Source organism: Thiopseudomonas sp. SA1F2-1K (assembly GCF_057443035.1).
Map to the genome: position 1 here is coordinate 1656250 of NZ_CM172014.1, position 16975 is coordinate 1673224.

15 protein-coding genes and 1 other RNA gene are annotated in these 16975 nt (G+C 48.7%); all 16 read right to left on the reverse strand.

Annotated elements, in window-relative coordinates; genetic code table 11:
* Window positions 1-2: 2 nt before the first annotated feature.
* Window positions 3-929, reverse strand: coding sequence for a D-alanine--D-alanine ligase (locus AC2T15_RS08075; RefSeq protein ID WP_053102142.1), 927 nt, complete (start codon window positions 927-929; stop codon window positions 3-5).
* A 1-nt stretch (window position 930) separates the two neighbouring features.
* Window positions 931-2379, reverse strand: coding sequence for a UDP-N-acetylmuramate--L-alanine ligase (gene murC, locus AC2T15_RS08080; RefSeq protein WP_053105192.1), 1449 nt, complete (start codon window positions 2377-2379; stop codon window positions 931-933).
* Window positions 2372-3442 (reverse strand): undecaprenyldiphospho-muramoylpentapeptide beta-N-acetylglucosaminyltransferase, encoded by a 1071-nt coding sequence (murG, locus tag AC2T15_RS08085; protein ID WP_486777995.1) that lies wholly within the window; start codon window positions 3440-3442, stop codon window positions 2372-2374. The genes murC and murG overlap by 8 nt, the downstream gene beginning before the upstream one ends.
* Window positions 3435-4589 carry a putative lipid II flippase FtsW gene (gene ftsW, locus AC2T15_RS08090; RefSeq protein WP_486779031.1) on the reverse strand — a complete coding sequence of 385 codons (1155 nt, stop codon included), beginning with the start codon at window positions 4587-4589 and terminating at the stop codon, window positions 3435-3437. Before ftsW ends, murG begins: the two co-directional genes overlap by 8 nt.
* 50 nt (window positions 4590-4639) lie before the next feature.
* The gene (gene murD / locus AC2T15_RS08095) at window positions 4640-5986 is read right to left on the reverse strand and encodes a UDP-N-acetylmuramoyl-L-alanine--D-glutamate ligase (RefSeq protein ID WP_486777996.1); all 1347 of its coding nucleotides are present in this window, start codon (window positions 5984-5986) and stop codon (window positions 4640-4642) included.
* Between the two features lie 8 nt (window positions 5987-5994).
* Window positions 5995-7077, reverse strand: a complete 1083-nt coding sequence (gene mraY, locus AC2T15_RS08100; protein ID WP_053101500.1) for a phospho-N-acetylmuramoyl-pentapeptide-transferase — start codon at window positions 7075-7077, stop codon at window positions 5995-5997.
* On the reverse strand, window positions 7077-8459 hold the full coding sequence (locus AC2T15_RS08105) for a UDP-N-acetylmuramoyl-tripeptide--D-alanyl-D-alanine ligase (protein WP_486777997.1): 1383 nt from the start codon (window positions 8457-8459) through the stop codon (window positions 7077-7079). Before AC2T15_RS08105 ends, mraY begins: the two co-directional genes overlap by 1 nt.
* Window positions 8452-9921: a UDP-N-acetylmuramoyl-L-alanyl-D-glutamate--2,6-diaminopimelate ligase gene (locus AC2T15_RS08110; protein ID WP_486777998.1), complete on the reverse strand. Its 1470-nt coding sequence runs from the start codon at window positions 9919-9921 to the stop codon at window positions 8452-8454. Before AC2T15_RS08110 ends, AC2T15_RS08105 begins: the two co-directional genes overlap by 8 nt.
* Window positions 9921-11636, reverse strand: coding sequence for a peptidoglycan D,D-transpeptidase FtsI family protein (locus tag AC2T15_RS08115; protein ID WP_486777999.1), 1716 nt, complete (start codon window positions 11634-11636; stop codon window positions 9921-9923). The genes AC2T15_RS08110 and AC2T15_RS08115 overlap by 1 nt, the downstream gene beginning before the upstream one ends.
* Window positions 11636-11974 carry a cell division protein FtsL gene (ftsL, locus tag AC2T15_RS08120; protein WP_486778000.1) on the reverse strand — a complete coding sequence of 113 codons (339 nt, stop codon included), beginning with the start codon at window positions 11972-11974 and terminating at the stop codon, window positions 11636-11638. The genes AC2T15_RS08115 and ftsL overlap by 1 nt, the downstream gene beginning before the upstream one ends.
* Window positions 11971-12909, reverse strand: a complete 939-nt coding sequence (rsmH, locus tag AC2T15_RS08125; RefSeq protein ID WP_486778001.1) for a 16S rRNA (cytosine(1402)-N(4))-methyltransferase RsmH — start codon at window positions 12907-12909, stop codon at window positions 11971-11973. Before rsmH ends, ftsL begins: the two co-directional genes overlap by 4 nt.
* A gap of 2 nt (window positions 12910-12911) precedes the next feature.
* Window positions 12912-13367, reverse strand: coding sequence for a division/cell wall cluster transcriptional repressor MraZ (gene mraZ, locus AC2T15_RS08130; RefSeq protein ID WP_486778002.1), 456 nt, complete (start codon window positions 13365-13367; stop codon window positions 12912-12914).
* Between the two features lie 241 nt (window positions 13368-13608).
* An RNA gene (rnpB, locus tag AC2T15_RS08135) (RNase P RNA component class A) lies at window positions 13609-13958 on the reverse strand.
* Window positions 13959-13999: 41 nt separating this feature from the next.
* On the reverse strand, window positions 14000-14596 hold the full coding sequence (locus AC2T15_RS08140) for an HAD family hydrolase (RefSeq protein ID WP_486778003.1): 597 nt from the start codon (window positions 14594-14596) through the stop codon (window positions 14000-14002).
* 21 nt (window positions 14597-14617) lie between these two features.
* Window positions 14618-15505, reverse strand: a complete 888-nt coding sequence (locus AC2T15_RS08145; RefSeq protein ID WP_486778004.1) for an acyl-CoA thioesterase domain-containing protein — start codon at window positions 15503-15505, stop codon at window positions 14618-14620.
* A 48-nt stretch (window positions 15506-15553) separates the two neighbouring features.
* Window positions 15554-16861, reverse strand: a complete 1308-nt coding sequence (locus tag AC2T15_RS08150) for a DEAD/DEAH box helicase (RefSeq protein ID WP_486778005.1) — start codon at window positions 16859-16861, stop codon at window positions 15554-15556.
* Between the last annotated feature and the right edge of the window lie 114 nt (window positions 16862-16975).

Genomic DNA, 16975 nt, shown 5'->3' on the forward strand with positions numbered 1-16975 from the left:
ACTTAACCTTTCATACTGCTAGCTAGTACAGTCAAAACAAGTTGGCTAAAGTTCAATCCATGGGCTTTAGCCGCCATCGGTACTAAACTATGGTCGGTCATGCCTGGCGTAGTATTTACTTCTAATAACCAAAAATTGCCCTGTTCATCTTGCATCACATCGGCCCGCCCCCAACCAGTAACACCCAAGGTCTCACAGGCTTGGCGGGTCAACTCTTTTAGCTCCTGTTCGCGCTCAGGGCTTAAACCACAAGGAATCTGATACTGAGTATCATCAGCTAAATATTTAGCTTCATAGTCATAAAATTCGCGGTTAGTACCTAAGCGAATCGGCGGCAAAATTTCACCATCCAACATTGCAATAGTGAACTCTGGCCCGGTAATCCATTGCTCAACCAATACATTGCGGTCGTAATGCCGTGCGGCCTGCCAAGCCTGTTCTAGTTCTTGCAAGTTATTAACTTTTGCCATGCCAATGCTTGAGCCTTCCTGCGCTGGTTTGACAATCAGCGGAAAACCCAATTTTTCAGCCGCTGCCGCACAGTCTTCAACGCTAGATAATACGCTGTGTTGCGGAGTAGGAATCCCCAAACTGCTCCATACTTGTTTGGTCCGCAGTTTGTCCATTGCCAGTGCCGAGGCCAACACCTTACTCCCTGTATAAGGAATTCCCGCCCACTCTAATAAGCCTTGGATCGTGCCGTCTTCGCCACCTCGGCCGTGCAAGACAATAAAGGCACGATCGATTTTTTCGGCGCTGATTCTTTGCACAATATCTGCCTGCACATCAATGCCAAAGGCATCCACGCCGGCTGCTTGCAGCGCTGCCAGTACGGCCGCGCCTGAGCGCAGTGAGACTTCACGTTCGGCACTTATGCCACCATAAAGTACCGCAACTCGACCGAAGGACTTTACATCAACCGTTGCCATTTCAAGCCTCCAAGGTCTTTTCAGCAAATAAAGGATGTTTAACTAAATTAGGCGCAATGCTGCCAATATCGCCAGCCCCTTGGCAAAGAACAATGTCGCCTGGACGCAGTAATGGCTTTAAAATCGGCGCAATATCGGTACCGCGCTCAATGTGTACCGGATCTAATTGCCCACGCTGACGAATGCTATGGCACAACTGACGGCTATCAGCGCCAGGGATAGGTTCTTCGCCGGCAGGATAAACCTCCAACAACAAGAGCACATTGGTTTCGCCCAGCACCTGAACAAAGTCTTCATATAAGTCGCGGGTTCGGCTGTAGCGATGCGGCTGATAAATCATTACTAAGCGCCGCCCTGGCCACCCTTCTTGCACCGCTTTGATCACTGCTGCCACTTCCCGGGGATGATGCCCGTAGTCATCAACTAGCATCACACTGCCATCGTCCACGGGCAAATCACCATAGACTTGAAAACGCCGTCCCACTCCTTCGAACTGCGACAAGCCTTGAATAATCGCCTCATCACTGATGCCTTCATCGGTGGCAATGGCAATGGTCGCCAGTGAGTTTAAGACATTATGCTTACCTGGCATATTAACCGTGACATCCAGCGGCGCACGATCTTTGCGCACAACAGTAAAGCGCGTGCTCATGCCGCGCTGTTCAATGTTAATCGCGCGTAAGTCAGCATCTTCGGAAAAACCATAAGTAATGGTTGGGCGCTTAACTTTAGCCATGATTTCACGCACCGATGGATCATCAATGCACAACACTGCCAAACCATAAAATGGCAAGTTATGTAAGAAATCAATAAAGGTTTTTTTCAGTTTATTAAAGTCGCCGCCATAAGTACTCATATGGTCAGCATCAATATTGGTTACCACCGAGACCATTGGCTGCAAGTGCAAAAAGCTGGCATCACTTTCATCGGCTTCAGCAATTAAGTAACAACCTGCACCAAGCTGTGCATTACTGCCGGCGGCATTTAACCGACCGCCAATGACAAAGGTTGGATCCTGTCCCGCCGCCGCAAATACCGAAGCTAATAAGCTGGTAGTGGTGGTCTTACCATGGGTTCCGGCCACCGCAATTCCATGCCGATAGCGCATTAGCTCAGCCAGCATTTCAGCCCGTGGCACCACGGGAATTCGGTTATCAAGCGCCCGCGCTACTTCTGGATTTTCCACATTGATTGCGCTGGATACCACTAAAACATCAGCACCTTCAATGTTATCAGCCCGGTGACCAATCGCAATTTTAACCCCTAAGGCGGCTAAACGATCAGTTACCGCGGAGGCTTTAAGATCAGAGCCTGAAACCTCATAACCGAGATTACGTAACACTTCCGCGATGCCACACATCCCCGTGCCACCAATTCCCACAAAGTGGATCCGACGAATTCTACGCATACGACGCATCTCAGCTGGAGTTAACCGTTGCAAATCAGCCATGGGCGACCTCCAAGCACTTACGAACAACCTCTTGGGTGGCAGTGGGTTTAGCTAAACTCGCTGCAATTTGTCCCATTTCTAATAAATGGTGTTTATTCATTAAAACCTCAGTTAACTGCGCGGCTAACCCTTCTGCAGTCGTTGAACGTTGCGGCAATAATTTAGCGGCACCTTGCTCAGCTAAAAAAGCGGCATTTTTACTCTGATGATCATCAATTGCATGGGGAAGTGGAATTAAGAAAGCCCCCACGCCCACCGCGGCTAACTCACTGACGGTCAGTGCGCCCGCACGGCAAATAACTAAGTCGGCCCAGGCATAGGCCGCGGCCATATCGCCAATAAAAGGCTGTACCTCTGCCGTTAAACCTAAGGCTTGGTAACGCTGCTGAGTAATAGCGGCGTGCTGTTTACCGGCCTGATGACGAATCGTTAATTGGGCTGGATCCGCCAGCAACTGCACAGCTTCAGGTAATAGCTTATTGAGTGGCTCGGCACCTAGACTGCCGCCTAATACCAATAAGTTAACGCCTGTTCCAGCGCTTAGCTGCCGTTTAAGCATCAATAAGTCTTCACGTACGGGGTTCCCAGTAAAGCAAACTTTAGGTTGTGCTTTAAAGGTGTTAGGAAACCCCTCGCAGACCAACTGAGCAAAGGGTAGCAATGACTTGTTAGCCGTACCGGCAATCGCATTTTGCTCATGGATGACTAAAGGCACGCCACCTAGCTTGGCAGCCACACCACCGGGTACGGTCACGTAACCACCAAAACCGACCACACACACAGGCTGAACTTTCTTAATAACCTGCCGCGCCTGCAGTATAGCCTTAAACAGCTGCCAAGGCATGCCAAGCAGACGAGCTAAGCCTTTACCTCGTAGCCCTGACATCTGAATACAATGCATACTGATTCCAGCATGCTGAGTTAACTCATGCTCAATGCCAGTCGGTGTACCCAACCAATGCACGTCATAGCCTTGTTGCTGGAATTGGCGAGCGCAAGCCAATGCTGGAAACACATGTCCGCCTGTCCCTGCCGCCATAATTAATACACTAGGCTTAGCCATGCACTGGCTCCTTGGTCGGTATAACTTGAATATCTTGATAACGCAAATCGGTTCGATGCTCCCACTCAATCCGCAGCAATAATCCGATACAGAGACAACAGGCAATCAAAGAGCTACCGCCATAACTTAAAAACGGTAATGTCAGTCCCTTAGTAGGTAAAACACCAATATTAACCCCAATATTAATCGCTATCTGACACGCCCACATACTGGCAATGCCATAGGCAATATAAGCAGGAAACTTATCATTGGGCCGTGCTTTCTCGCTCCAGACGCCAATTAAAAAAGCCCGCGCCACCACAAAGCCAAATAGGGCAATGGTCAGCAAGGTGCCAATTAAGCCTAGCTCCTCAGCCAGCACCGAAAAAATAAAGTCAGTATGGGCCTCGGGTAAAAAGTGTTGTTTTTGAATACTATTACCTAAACCCAAGCCAAACACATCACCACGGCCGTACGCAATCAAAGCTTGGGACAACTGATAGCCTTTACCATAAGGATCAGCCCATGGATTGGTGAAGTTTTGAATCCGATCCAAACGATAGCTTTCTATTCCAACTAAATAAACGCCCGCTGCCAGCACTAAAACACCGGCTCCTATGACCAAGCTTAAGCGCATGCCGCCAAGAAATAGCATTAAACCTAACGTCACCACGAGCACCGCCATGCTACCGAAGTCTGGCTCCAGATAAATGGGCAAAGCAAAAATCACCAACACAGCCCCTGGCACCAGCATTGCGCTGTATTTTTCTTGCAAAGCTTTATTGTTATTGGCCATATAAGAGGCCAACAACATAATGGCGGCAATTTTTGCTAACTCCGAGGGCTGAATATTAAACAATCCAAAGTTTAACCAACGCTTTGCCCCATTAACCTCTTTACCAATGCCTGGCACAAACACCAACAGCAAGCCAATTAAAGTTAAAAAAGCCACGATCACAACGTGACGCCGCCAAAAACTTAAAGGGGTTTGCACGGAAAATAAAAAAGCGGCCACACCGATCAGAAAATAAATCATTTGCCGGGTAATAAAGTAATAGGTATGCCCATTCTCTTTATAGCTAACCTCGGTAGAAGCCGAGGCAATCATGACTAGCCCTAATCCCAGCAGCGCCAAACAGCCCAATAAAAACAAAAAGTCCAAGTCCATTTGTCGGGCCTGGTTACGTAACGGCGACGGTTTGCGTAAAAAGTCTAAGTTCACCCAATTAACTCCCTTAGCGCCTGCTCGAACACTTCACCGCGATGCTCAAAACTAGTAAACATATCTAAGCTGGCACAGGCTGGCGATAGCAGCACTAGATCATCTGCTTGAGCCAACTTAGCCGCTAACTGCACCGCTTCTGGCAAACTGGCTACGTGATAACAAGGCGCAGCACCCGCTAATTGCTGCTCGATTAGTAGTGCATCTTTGCCAAGCAAAATCACCGCACGGCACTCTTGTTTAACTGGTTTTTTTAACGGCGAAAAATCTGCGCCCTTACCATCACCACCAGCAATTAAAACTATTTGTCCCGATACCGTATCCGCCAATCCGGCCAGCGCCGCTAAAGTAGCCCCCACATTGGTGCCTTTGGAGTCGTTATACCAAGTCACTTGCTCGTACTCAGCTAGCCACTGGCAACGATGCGGCAATCCAGCAAAGTTTTGCGCAGTCTGCAGCGCGCTTGCTAAAGGCAGCTCAATTGTTGAGGCTAACGCTAAAGCCGCCAACGCATTGGCTAGGTTGTGCCGCCCTTTTAGTTTTAACGCACTGACTGGCAATAAGTTCTGCTCGCCCAAAGCGATAAAGGTGCCTGCTGCGGTTGCTCGCACCCCAAACTCGTTGGCATTCGTTGGCTCTGTTAAACCAAAGGAGTAACTCAACTCAATCGGATGCTCAGGGGCAAAGGCCTGTGCATCGTCTCGATTAACCACCGCATAGCGCGCCCGTGCAAAAATACGTTGTTTGGCCGCAATGTAGCTGGCGATTCCTGCTGGATAGCGGTCCATATGGTCTTCGCTAATATTTAAGCAGGTCGCCACATAGGGTGCTAAGCGCGTGCTGGTTTCTAGCTGAAAGCTCGACAGCTCCAACACATACAATTCTGCCTCAGGATCCAGTAGTTCAACCACCGGCACCCCTAAGTTGCCGCCCACCGCCACACGCTTGCCTGCTTGTTGGACCATTTGCCCAACGAGGGTGGTGACACTACTTTTAGCATTAGAGCCTGTAATAGCAATAACGGGAGCCTTAGCATATTGGGCAAACACATCAATATCACCGGCGATGCGAATCCCTTGTTGCTGCAGTCGCTGTAATACAGGATGACTCACGGCCAATCCAGGGCTAACATAAATCACTTCAGCCGCGGCTAAAAAGGCTTCATTTAACTCACCATAATGCGTCGCTACTTCTGGATGCTCGGCAGCTAATACCTCTGCCCCAGGCGGATGAGCACGGGTATCGGCCACTGCCACGCGAAAACCTTTGGCCAGCAGAAACTGCACCAGCGCTAATCCGCTTTTGCCCAATCCAATAACAATCTGTAACCCTGCACTTGGCATAGTCGCCTCTAACGTAACTTCAGTGTGGACAGGCCCACAAGAACCAGAATTAAGGTGATAATCCAAAAGCGCACAATAACCCGCGGCTCTGGCCAGCCTTTCAATTCAAAATGATGATGAATCGGCGCCATGCGAAATACCCGCTTACCACGTAACTTGTAAGAACCGACCTGAATGACCACTGAGAGGGTTTCCACCACGAACACCCCACCCATAATAAACAGCACAATTTCTTGACGCACAATGACCGCTAACGTACCTAAGGCTGCTCCTAGTGCTAAAGCACCAACATCGCCCATAAAGACCTGCGCGGGGTATGTGTTAAACCATAAAAAGCCTAAACCAGCGCCGACTAATGCCGCACAAAACACGACCAACTCACCGGCATTAGGAATATAAGGAATCAATAAGTATTCAGCATGATTGACGTTACCCGAAAGGTAGGCGAAGACGCCCAATGCACCACCCACCAAAACAGTAGGCAAAATAGCTAGCCCATCTAAGCCATCTGTCAAGTTCACCGCATTACTTGAGCCAACAATCACAAAATAGGTCAGCACAATAAAGCCAATGCCAAGCGGCAACGCGACATCTTTTAGAAAAGGAAAAATCAAGGTGGTTTCGGCGCTTGATTTGGCATTGATAAACAACACCACAGCGGCTGCTAAACCAAATACCGACTGCCAAAAATATTTCCAGCGTCCAGGCAAGCCGCGCGAGCTTTTCTCTACCACCTTACGGTAGTCATCGACCCAACCAATGGCGCCAAATAGTAAGGTCACCAGCAGCACTACCCACACATAAAGATTGCTGAGATTAGCCCAGAGCAAGGTGCTGACTGCAATTGCCGCTAAAATCAACGCCCCACCCATGGTTGGAGTGCCCGATTTAGATAAATGGCTTTGTGGGCCATCGGTGCGAACCGATTGACCAATCTGCAATCCACGCAAGGTACGAATCATCCAAGGCCCGAGCCAAAGCGACAGCACCAGTGCCGTTAACACCCCAAAAATGGCGCGCAAAGTAAGGTACTGCACCACCGCAAATCCTGAATAGAATTGCTCTAAATAATTTGCCAATAGCAACAGCATTAATGGATCTCCTGTACATTCGCTAAACAGGCTTGAACCACGTGATCCATTGCAGCGCTTCGCGAACCTTTAACTAAAATTGTTTTTTCACCACTTAACTGCGGCAGTAAATGGGCTAATAATTCTGCCTGCGAGGCAAAAAAGTACGCATTAGGCCCTTGATAGGCATTAACTGCTGCCTGTATTTCCTGACCGACGGCATACAACGCATCAACTCGGCCACTGGCATGTCGTCCAACTACCGCATGTCCCTCTTGCGACCACTCACCTAACTCGCCCATATCACCTAACACTAAAATTCGCTCGCCCGCCGCTTGGCTTAATAAATCAATCGCCGCGCACATTGACACGGGGTTGGCGTTATAGCTGTCATCAATTAGCGTAATACCAGCTAGCTGATGTCGCTGCATGCGCCCTGCCACTGCACGAATACTTTGTAGTCCCGCCACAATACTGGTCTGCTCAATACCCAAGGCCTTGGCAGCCGCAGCCGCAGCTAATGCATTAGCAATATTATGTTGGCCTAGCAACTGCAGCTGAATCTCACCGAGTGACTGCCCTTGATAACACAATTGAAAACGACTGCCCTGTACTGGATCCAGCACAATATCTGCCGCATACCAGTCCGCTGCTGTATCTTGCAATGAAAAGCTCGACACCTGCCGTTGGCCTGCGCGCTGTTGCCACTTAGCATAGGCAGCATCATCTAAGTTCAGCACCACCTGCTGTACTGAATCACAGCCATCAATAATCTCGCCTTTGGCCTGCACAATATTGTCCAAACCACCAAACTCGCCAATATGGGCATTACCAGCATTGGTAATGATCGCAACGCTAGGTGCTGCTAACTGTACGGTGTAATTAATTTCACCTAGATGTGAAGCGCCTAGCTCAATCACTGCAGCGCGGTGAGTTTGATTCAACTCCAATAAGGTAAAGGGTACGCCCAACTCATTGTTTAAGTTACCGCGCGTGGCCAGCACCGCATCAGCACCGAAGGCTGCCCGCAAAATACTGGCCAACAGCTCTTTAACCGTGGTTTTACCACTGGAACCAGTGACCGCGGCGGTGAGTCCTTGAAACTGCTGGCGATTATCTTGGGCTAGCTTGGCCAGTGCCTGTCGGCTATTTGCCACCTGCAGCTGAGGCAGCTCAAGACTAGGATCCAGCTGCTCTACCACCGCAGCAATTGCGCCCAGTTTAGCAACAGCGGGTAAAAATTGGTGGGCATCAAAGCGCTCACCTTTTAACGCAACAAAAACATCACCAGGCTGCACCGCGCGACTATCCGTTGTCAGCCGTAATATAGGTGTTTCCACCGCTCCCACCGGTGCAACGCCCAGCACAGTGGCTAGGCGTCCTAAGGTATACCCCTTAAACATGTTTCACTTCCCACTCAGCAAGCTGTAATTGCGCTTGCTCTAAATCAGAATATGGATGCTTAATGCCGTTAATATCCTGATAATTTTCATGTCCCTTTCCCGCAATCAACACTACATCACCTGAGGTGGCCTGTTGGACTGCAGCGGCTATCGCACTTGCCCGCGGAGAGACCTCTTGCGCCTTAGTAAGTTCAGTTATACCAGCTAACATTTGCTGTCTAATCACAGCGGGATCTTCTAAACGTGGATTGTCATCGGTAATGATAACTTGATCAGCTAGCTTTGCTGCGGCCTGCGCCATCAGTGGTCGCTTACCGGTATCACGATTGCCGCCACATCCCACTACACAAATCAATTTATGCGGCTGACTAACATGCACCCGTAATGCTTTAAGCACTTGAGCTAGGGCATCGGGCGTGTGGGCATAATCCACCACCACTAACGGCTGTTGCTCACCGCCAAAACGCTGCATCCGCCCAAGTGGTGCTTGCAATAAAGGCAACACCTGTAAAATCTCTGACAATGAGCGGCCTTGAACCAACAAGGTAGCAATCACCGCCAATAAATTACTGAGGTTAAATGCACCCAATAGCGGGCTACGCAGCACACCTTCGCCGTGGGGCGTTACAATCTCGGCCTGAATTCCTAAATGGCTAAAGCGCACATTTTTAGCAAATACCGTCGCGCTAGGGTCTTCACAACTGTAGCTGTAGCACTTGGCAGTCTTAACTTCAGCTAATAACTGACGACCTAACGCATCGTCTTGATTAATTACTGCGGCCTGCAAACTCCGCCAATGAAAGAGCTGTGCCTTAGCAGCGGCATAACTTTGCATATCACCGTGGTAGTCCAAGTGATCTCGCGTCAGATTAGTAAACACTGCCACATCAAATTCAACAGCAGTTACTCGCCCCTGATCCAACGCATGGGAAGACACCTCCATCGCTACCGCACGGGCGCCCTGTGCTTTTAATTTAGCTAAGGCCGCTTGTACTGCAATAGGGTCTGGCGTGGTGTGCGTGGATTCTTGCAAGTCACCAAAAAAGCCCACCCCCAAGGTGCCAATCACCGCGCAGGGCTGACCTAACTTAGTCGTGGCTTGAGCGAGTAACTGAGTGACGGTACTTTTACCGTTAGTCCCAGTTACCCCAACCACTTCTAAACTACGGCTCGGCTCACCATAAAAGGTGGCGGCTAAGGCTGACAGTTGTGGCTGCAAGTTCTCTACCGCAATTAACAGCGCTTCGCTGTCTTGCATCTTTGGTGCATCTAGCGCTTCATAAGCCACTGCTGCTGCACCTTGCTTAATCGCTTGGGCGATATAGTCTCGCCCATCACTTAATAAGCCTGGAACGGCCAGAAATAAGTCTCCAGGCAAAACTTTACGGCTATCAAGTGTTAACTCTCGAATGAGTAAGTCACTACCCGCTTGTGGCAGCAACTGTTTCAGTAACATTGGCATTAGTGTTGCCCCTTAGCGGTACTGGCCGTATTTGGCAAATCATCGGGTACAATATTCAGCAGGCGTAATGCGCCGGAGGCGACGTTGGCAAATAATGGCGCAGCAACTCGCCCACCATAATAAGAAATAGCTGGATCAGGCTCATCTACCACAATTACTACTGAAATCTGTGGATCAGACAGTGGCGCAATTCCAGCAAAAAAAGAACGATACGAGTTTTGGGTATATCCCCCACGACCGGAAATTTTCTTCGCGGTACCACTTTTACCGCCTACTACATAGCCCGGCACCTTAGCGCGGTTCCCCCCCGAGTTAGGGACCTCGACAACCTGGCGTAACATGTCCTGCACTTCACGGGCAGTTTTTTCTGACATTACCCGCGTACCTCTCGGCATATTTTTGGCATCACGTTTAACCAATGACAACGGCAGCTTGACCCCATTATTGCCTAGCACCGCATAGGCGCCAGCTAACTGCAAGGCGGTAATGGATAATCCATAACCATAAGATAACGTAGCGGTTTCAACATCAGGCCACTTGCGCCGTGGATGCAGACTACCTATTTGCTCACCTGGGAAACTGAGTCCAGTATCTTGCCCAAAGCCCACTCCTTGCATCATTTCATACAGGGCCTCACCGCCAATATTGAGTGCAATTTTACTCACACCCACATTACTAGACTTCATTAAGATTGTTGCCAGATCAAACACCCCAGCCCGTGATACGTCGCGAATCGTAAAGCGGCCAATGCGCATACTGCCTGGACGCGCATCCACCGTAGAGCGCGTAGTCCAGCGCCCACTTTCTAAAGCAGCAGCAATCGAAAACGGCTTCACTGTGGAACCTGGCTCAAAGGTATCAATCATGGCTCGATTCCGTAGCATTTGCGGTTCAAGCCGAGAACGGTTATTAGGGTTATAGGTTGGATGATTAACCATGGCTAAAATTTCGCCAGTTTTCACATCCAAAATCACCACTGAGCCTGCTTTAGCTTTAAACTCTTCTAAAGTTTTACGCAGTTCGCGATGGGCTAAGTATTGCAAGCGCAAATCAATGGATAATGCCAATGGACTACCTGGACGCGGATTTTGCACCACGCCTAAATCTTTAATTATCTGTCCATTGCGGTTTTGTAGATATTGGCGTTTGCCAGGAATCCCTGACAAAATGTCATCAAAAGCCAGCTCAACGCCCTCTTGTCCGACCTCGTCAATATTAGTAAAACCGATAATATGCGCTGCCACTTCACCGGCCGGATAAAAGCGCTGGAACTCATCTTTACCCGACACGCCAGAGACTTTTAGCTTTAATACTGCCTCACCCTGCTCTGGGGTCAAACGTCGTGCCAAGTAAATAAAGCCTTTAGTTGAGTTAGCTTTAATTTTATTAGCTAAAGTAGCTGGGTCTTGTTTTAGTGCTTTTGCCAACTCATTCCAGCGCTCTGGCACCTGTACCAGCAAACGAGGGTCAGCCCAAATAGTCACTACCGGAGAACTCACTGCCAACGGCTCACCATGACGATCTGTCACTACTCCACGATGCGCCACCATCTCGCTGTTGCGTAAACTACGACGATCACCATGATCTTGTAAAAAATCATGCTCAACTACTTGCAAATAAACTAAACGTACAGCCAAGCCTAAAAACGCTAAAAATATACAAGCCAAAACGAAGTACATGCGCTTGTAATAAGGTAACGTCTTAATGGTGTTCATTATTTCACCATAATCACTTCGCCAGGCTCTGGCGTACGCATCTTTAAATCAGTTATAGCTAAAGCCTCAATCCGATTATGTGCAGTCCAAGTTGTTTGCTCTAACACTAACCGCCCCCATTCTGCTTGGGCTTCATCCTTGATTTTCATTTCGTCATATAAAGCTTTGACTAATTTACGACTCTCATGGGATTTCTGCGCAATACTGACCGCAGTTCCCATCACAAATAAAAAGGTTAATAAGATCGGGAAAGCCAACAACGGCAAACGCCGAGTAAATAAGGCACCGCCATTTGCCGGTCCGCGACTAGACTGAGGGCTAGGCTTAGGCTTAATCATTGTTTTTCCGCAACACGCATCACCGCGCTCCGCGAGCGAGGATTAGCTAACACTTCTTCGGCGCTGGCATACTGTGGCTTGCCACAGGCTTTCAAAATAGGCTCAAAACGCTGAGTGATTACCGGCAAATCTCGTGGCAAATTATCTTGCTCACCCTTTTCCATACGCCGTATAAACTGCTTAACAATGCGATCTTCAAGTGAGTGAAAACTAATAACCACCAGTTTGCCACCAGGTTTTAATACCTTAACCGCCGCTTCTAAGCCTTGCTCTAAGTCGCCTAACTCATTATTGATAAAGATTCGAATCGCCTGAAAGGCTTTAGTCGCTGGATGTCGGCCTTTCTCCCAAGACGGATGTGCAGCAGAAATAACTGCCGCCAGATCAGCCGTGGTAGTAAAGGCGTGTTGCTCACGGCGCTCAACCACTGCTTTAGCTAGACGCTTAGCAAAACGCTCTTCGCCGTAGGTTTTAAATACCTGTGCCAGCTGCTCTTGACTAACTTCGGCGATCCAATCTGCAGCACTGATACCTGATGCTGGATTCATCCGCATATCTAATGGGCCATCGTGCATAAAGCTAAAACCACGACTAGCATCATCTAATTGCGGTGAAGACACGCCTAAGTCAAGTAGAATCCCATCGACTTGAGCCGTTAACTGTTGCGATTCGATCTCCTGTGCTAAATCAGCAAAACTGCGCTGCACAATAGTAAAGCGGGGGTCTTCTTGAGCAAGTGCTAGGCCGGTTTGAATCGCTTGTGGATCTTTATCAAATCCGATCAAGCGCCCAGTTGCAGCGACCTGCTGCAACAGTAATCGACTATGGCCACCACGACCAAAAGTGCCGTCGATATAAATCCCCTCTGGCTTAATAGCAAGCGCTGCCACTGCTTCATTCAGCAGTACGGTGATATGTTTAAAGGTGTCGCTCATGCTTATAAAACCAACTCTAATAACTCACTGGATAGATCATTTTCACCACCCAGTGACTGTAAATCTTCAGTCCAAACAACATCCCAGCACTCAGCGCTCCATAACTGAAAGCGATTGAGCTGGCCTACTAAGGTCACTTCTTTAGTGATCTGTGCGTGTTCTCGTAATCGACTGGGGATCAAAATACGGCAATTAGCATCGAGCTCAACATCCACTGCGCTGCCTATTAGCAAACGTGATAAACGTCGAGTGTCAGCCCTCAAGGAAGGTAACTGAAGCAACTTAGCTTCGATTTTCTCCCACTCAGATAATGGGTAAAGGCTTAAACAAGGGTCGGTAAAATCAATCGAGACCACCATTTTTCCAGCACACCGCAACTCAAGCTCATCACGATATCGACTCGGTATCGTCAGCCTGCCTTTGCTATCTAAGTTACTGGAGGTAGTGCCTCTAAACACAGAAACGCCCTATTCAATCTATTTTATCACCTTAAAAACCACTTTCTACCACTTTTAGCCACTTCTGCACACTATAGAAATGCAACTGTCTAGCGTCAAGTAAAATGCGGTTAAATGGGCAACTTAAAGTTATTTGTAGAATTGATAGGGATACCGAAAAAACACGGCATCATCTACAGCAACTACACAGTCTGAGACTGCTTGCCATAGCCTATTGAGAAAAATAATGATCAGATAAGAAAGTATGAGTTGGCCTATAAGCCGGGTTCTGTCGTGGACAGTCATTCATCTAGGATGATTATCGCTAATCACCTCAAGCAACCTACCCGAATCCAGTGCGGGCCACACCTATTGGATTCCTATTTGGTCTTGCTCCCAGTGGGGTTTACCTAGCCATGAACTGTTACCAGTCATGCGGTGCGCTCTTACCGCACCTTTTCACCCTTACCGGCGCATAGCGCTTAGGCGGTTATTTTCTGCGGCACTCTCCGTAGGCTTTCACCTCCCAGGCGTTACCTGGCACTTTGCCCTATGGAGCCCGGACTTTCCTCCCCTTAAGTTACCTTAAGCGGCGACTGTCCAGCCAACTCAACGCGACAGAATAAAGATTGCTCAGCCGGTTAGCAAGCTCTTTAGCGGATAGCTGCTAATAAATGCGTCAAGGTAGGATAATAATGATCTGTTAATTCTGGCCATAAATTATCCGGTGTATTCACCAGCACTGAACGCGCATTGGCGGCCCTAGCAAAACGCAGATCAAAATGAAAGTCGCCGACCATCACTAAACGCTGGGCAGGCACCGACCACTGCTTAGCTAACTGATGCAATAAATAAGGATCTGGCTTAGGAGGCGCACACTCGCGACCAAAAATCATTGTGTCTGCTAATAGGTGCTCAACACCAATGGCAGCCAAAGTTATGTGTGCTAGTGCTTTTGTATTACGCGTTACCACAGCGATCTGTGCTTGTTGCTCAACCAGATGCTGCAATAACACTTGTACGCCAGGCGAAGCCACTGAGTTAGCTGCCACTTCAGCTTCATATGCTTGCAGCCATTGATGCTTAGACTGCGCTTCAGTGGCCGGTAACTTAGCTAACTCGGCCAAAATATCTGAGCCAGAAGGCAAGCCCAATTGCTGGCGCACATACTCAAAGTCATGGGCATCAACCGTTAATGTACCATCCATATCAAACACCCAATGCTGATGAGCACGTAATAACTCAGACATTGTCTCTTTTAGCCTCTCTGTTTAACTCATACTCTTACGATCTTTCCAATCTTCACGCATACGAATCAAGCCTTCTTGCGCAGTTGAGGCAACCAATACCCCCTCACGATTAAAAATATGCGCTCTTGAGTAACCACGACCATGACCAGCCCATGGACTTTCCATGGAGTATAATAACCAATCATCCATGCGCACTTGATTATGAAACCAAATCGAGTGATCTAAGCTCGCCACCTGCATAAAGGGCTGCCAAATTGATACTCCATGGGGAATCAAGGAAGTAGTTAACAAACCAAAGTCGGAAGCATAAGCCATCAGGTATTTATGCAAAGTCGGATTATCCGGCAGTGGCGCGCAGGCTTTAAACCAGACCTGCTTAACCGGCTCGCCAGCCGCAGGATCCAAGGGATCTAAAATCTGTACCGGACGCGTCTCAATCGGCTTAGGTCGCAGCATTTTTTCGCGTTTATCATCAGGCAACTCACCAGCTAGGTATTCGGCAATAATGATTTCTGGCGCCAACTCTTCTGGCATTGGCACCTTAGGCATTACTGGCTGATGGGTAAAACCTTCTTCGGCATCATGAAAAGAAACACTACAGGTAAAAATAGTTTTACCATTTTGAATGGCTGTTACGCGACGGGTACTAAAGCTACCACCATCGCGCACACGCTCCACCTCATAAACCACTGGTTTAGTGGCGTCACCTGGACGTAAAAAGTAGCCATGCATCGAGTGCGCTTGACGACTAACCCGTACCGTTTTAGTCGCTGCCGATAACGACTGACCTAGCACTTGCCCGCCAAACAGTTGGCGAAATCCCAAATCTTGACTGGCGCCGCGAAACAGGTTTTCTTCAATGGTCTCCATATCCAACAAAGAAACTAAGCTATCAAGTACCGCACTCATGGAAACTCCTCTCGTATTCAAAATCCAAACCAATTAACAAGCAAAAGCCTAGATTTTACCCTGTTTCGGTTTTTTTGTTAAAAAACTTGGGGCTTGACGAACTTTATTAACCTTGGGTTTCACTATATCCGGCGCTGCTGGCTTAGCCACACTGGGCTTTTTCCGTTGTTTACTCAAAACACCTTGGCTTAAATGGGTATCGGGCACCCGATGCTCAGGGACAAAGCCAAGCACTTCTTCGCGCTTAAATAACCGCCCCTGCAACCGCTCAATTGCCAGCAGCTTCTCTACCTCATCAGCCGCCACCAGACTAATCGCCACGCCCATCAATCCGGCGCGACCTGTGCGCCCGATACGGTGCACATAATCCTCGGCTTGATCTGGCAGCTCAACGTTTACCACCAGCGGTAAGGCGGCTATATCTAACCCACGAGCAGCCACATCGGTGGCAATTAAATACTGCACGGCACCTGCCTGAAACTGGCGCAAGGCCTCCAAACGTTGTGCCTGAGTACGCTCACCGTGTAAGGCCGCGGCATGATAACCCTGCGCCTGTAAGACGCCCAGTAGCTGATTTGCCATGCGCTGGGTGCGCACAAAAATTAGCGCTTGCTGGCGCTGATGCACGGGTCGAGCCAATAGCTGTAGCAGCAATTCAGTTTTTTGCTTTTTATCGACCACCAGCATTTGCTGGGTAATATGCGCTTGCTCAAGCGCCGCACTGGCCAACTCAATCGTCAGCGGCTGCTGCAATAGCTGCTCAACTAAAGCATTCAAACGTATCGAGCGGGTAGCAGAAAAACATAACACTTGCTTGCGTCTAGGCAATGCCCGCAAAATTGCATTCACCTCGTCGCTAAAACCAAGATCTAGCATCCGATCCGCTTCATCCAGCACCAAGGTTTGCACACCATCTAACTGCAATGCGCGCTTGTGCATTAAGTCCAGTAAACGTCCAGGCGTGCCAATCAGAAAGTCGAGCCCTTTACGTAACGCCAACATTTGTGGGTTGATGCTGACACCGCCATAGGCAGTTAGCGCAGCCACTGGATGACCAAAGCTTAGGCTCATTAAGCTTTGATAGACCTGCTCAGCCAACTCACGGGTCGGCACCATAATCAGCACCTTGGTTTTATTACTCTCGCGTCTGCTCACAGTAGTTTGCCAGCGCTGCAATAGCGGTAATAGATAGGCTAAGGTTTTACCACTGCCAGTGGGCGCTAGCGCCAGTATATCTTGCCCTTTAAGTAGCGCAGGAATCCCGCGCTGTTGAACTTGAGTCGGCTGTGTAAGCTGTAGTTCAGCCAAGCGCTCTAACCAAGGATTAGTAATACCTAAAGATTGAAAGCCATTCATGAAAGTTTTTCCTAAAAAGTGAAGCCAGCCAAAACTTTTCGCTAGCAACTGTTGCTTATTTAATGTGACCTAGCTACCTTGCGCAAAGATTAATCAACGTAGTTACAGGGAAAT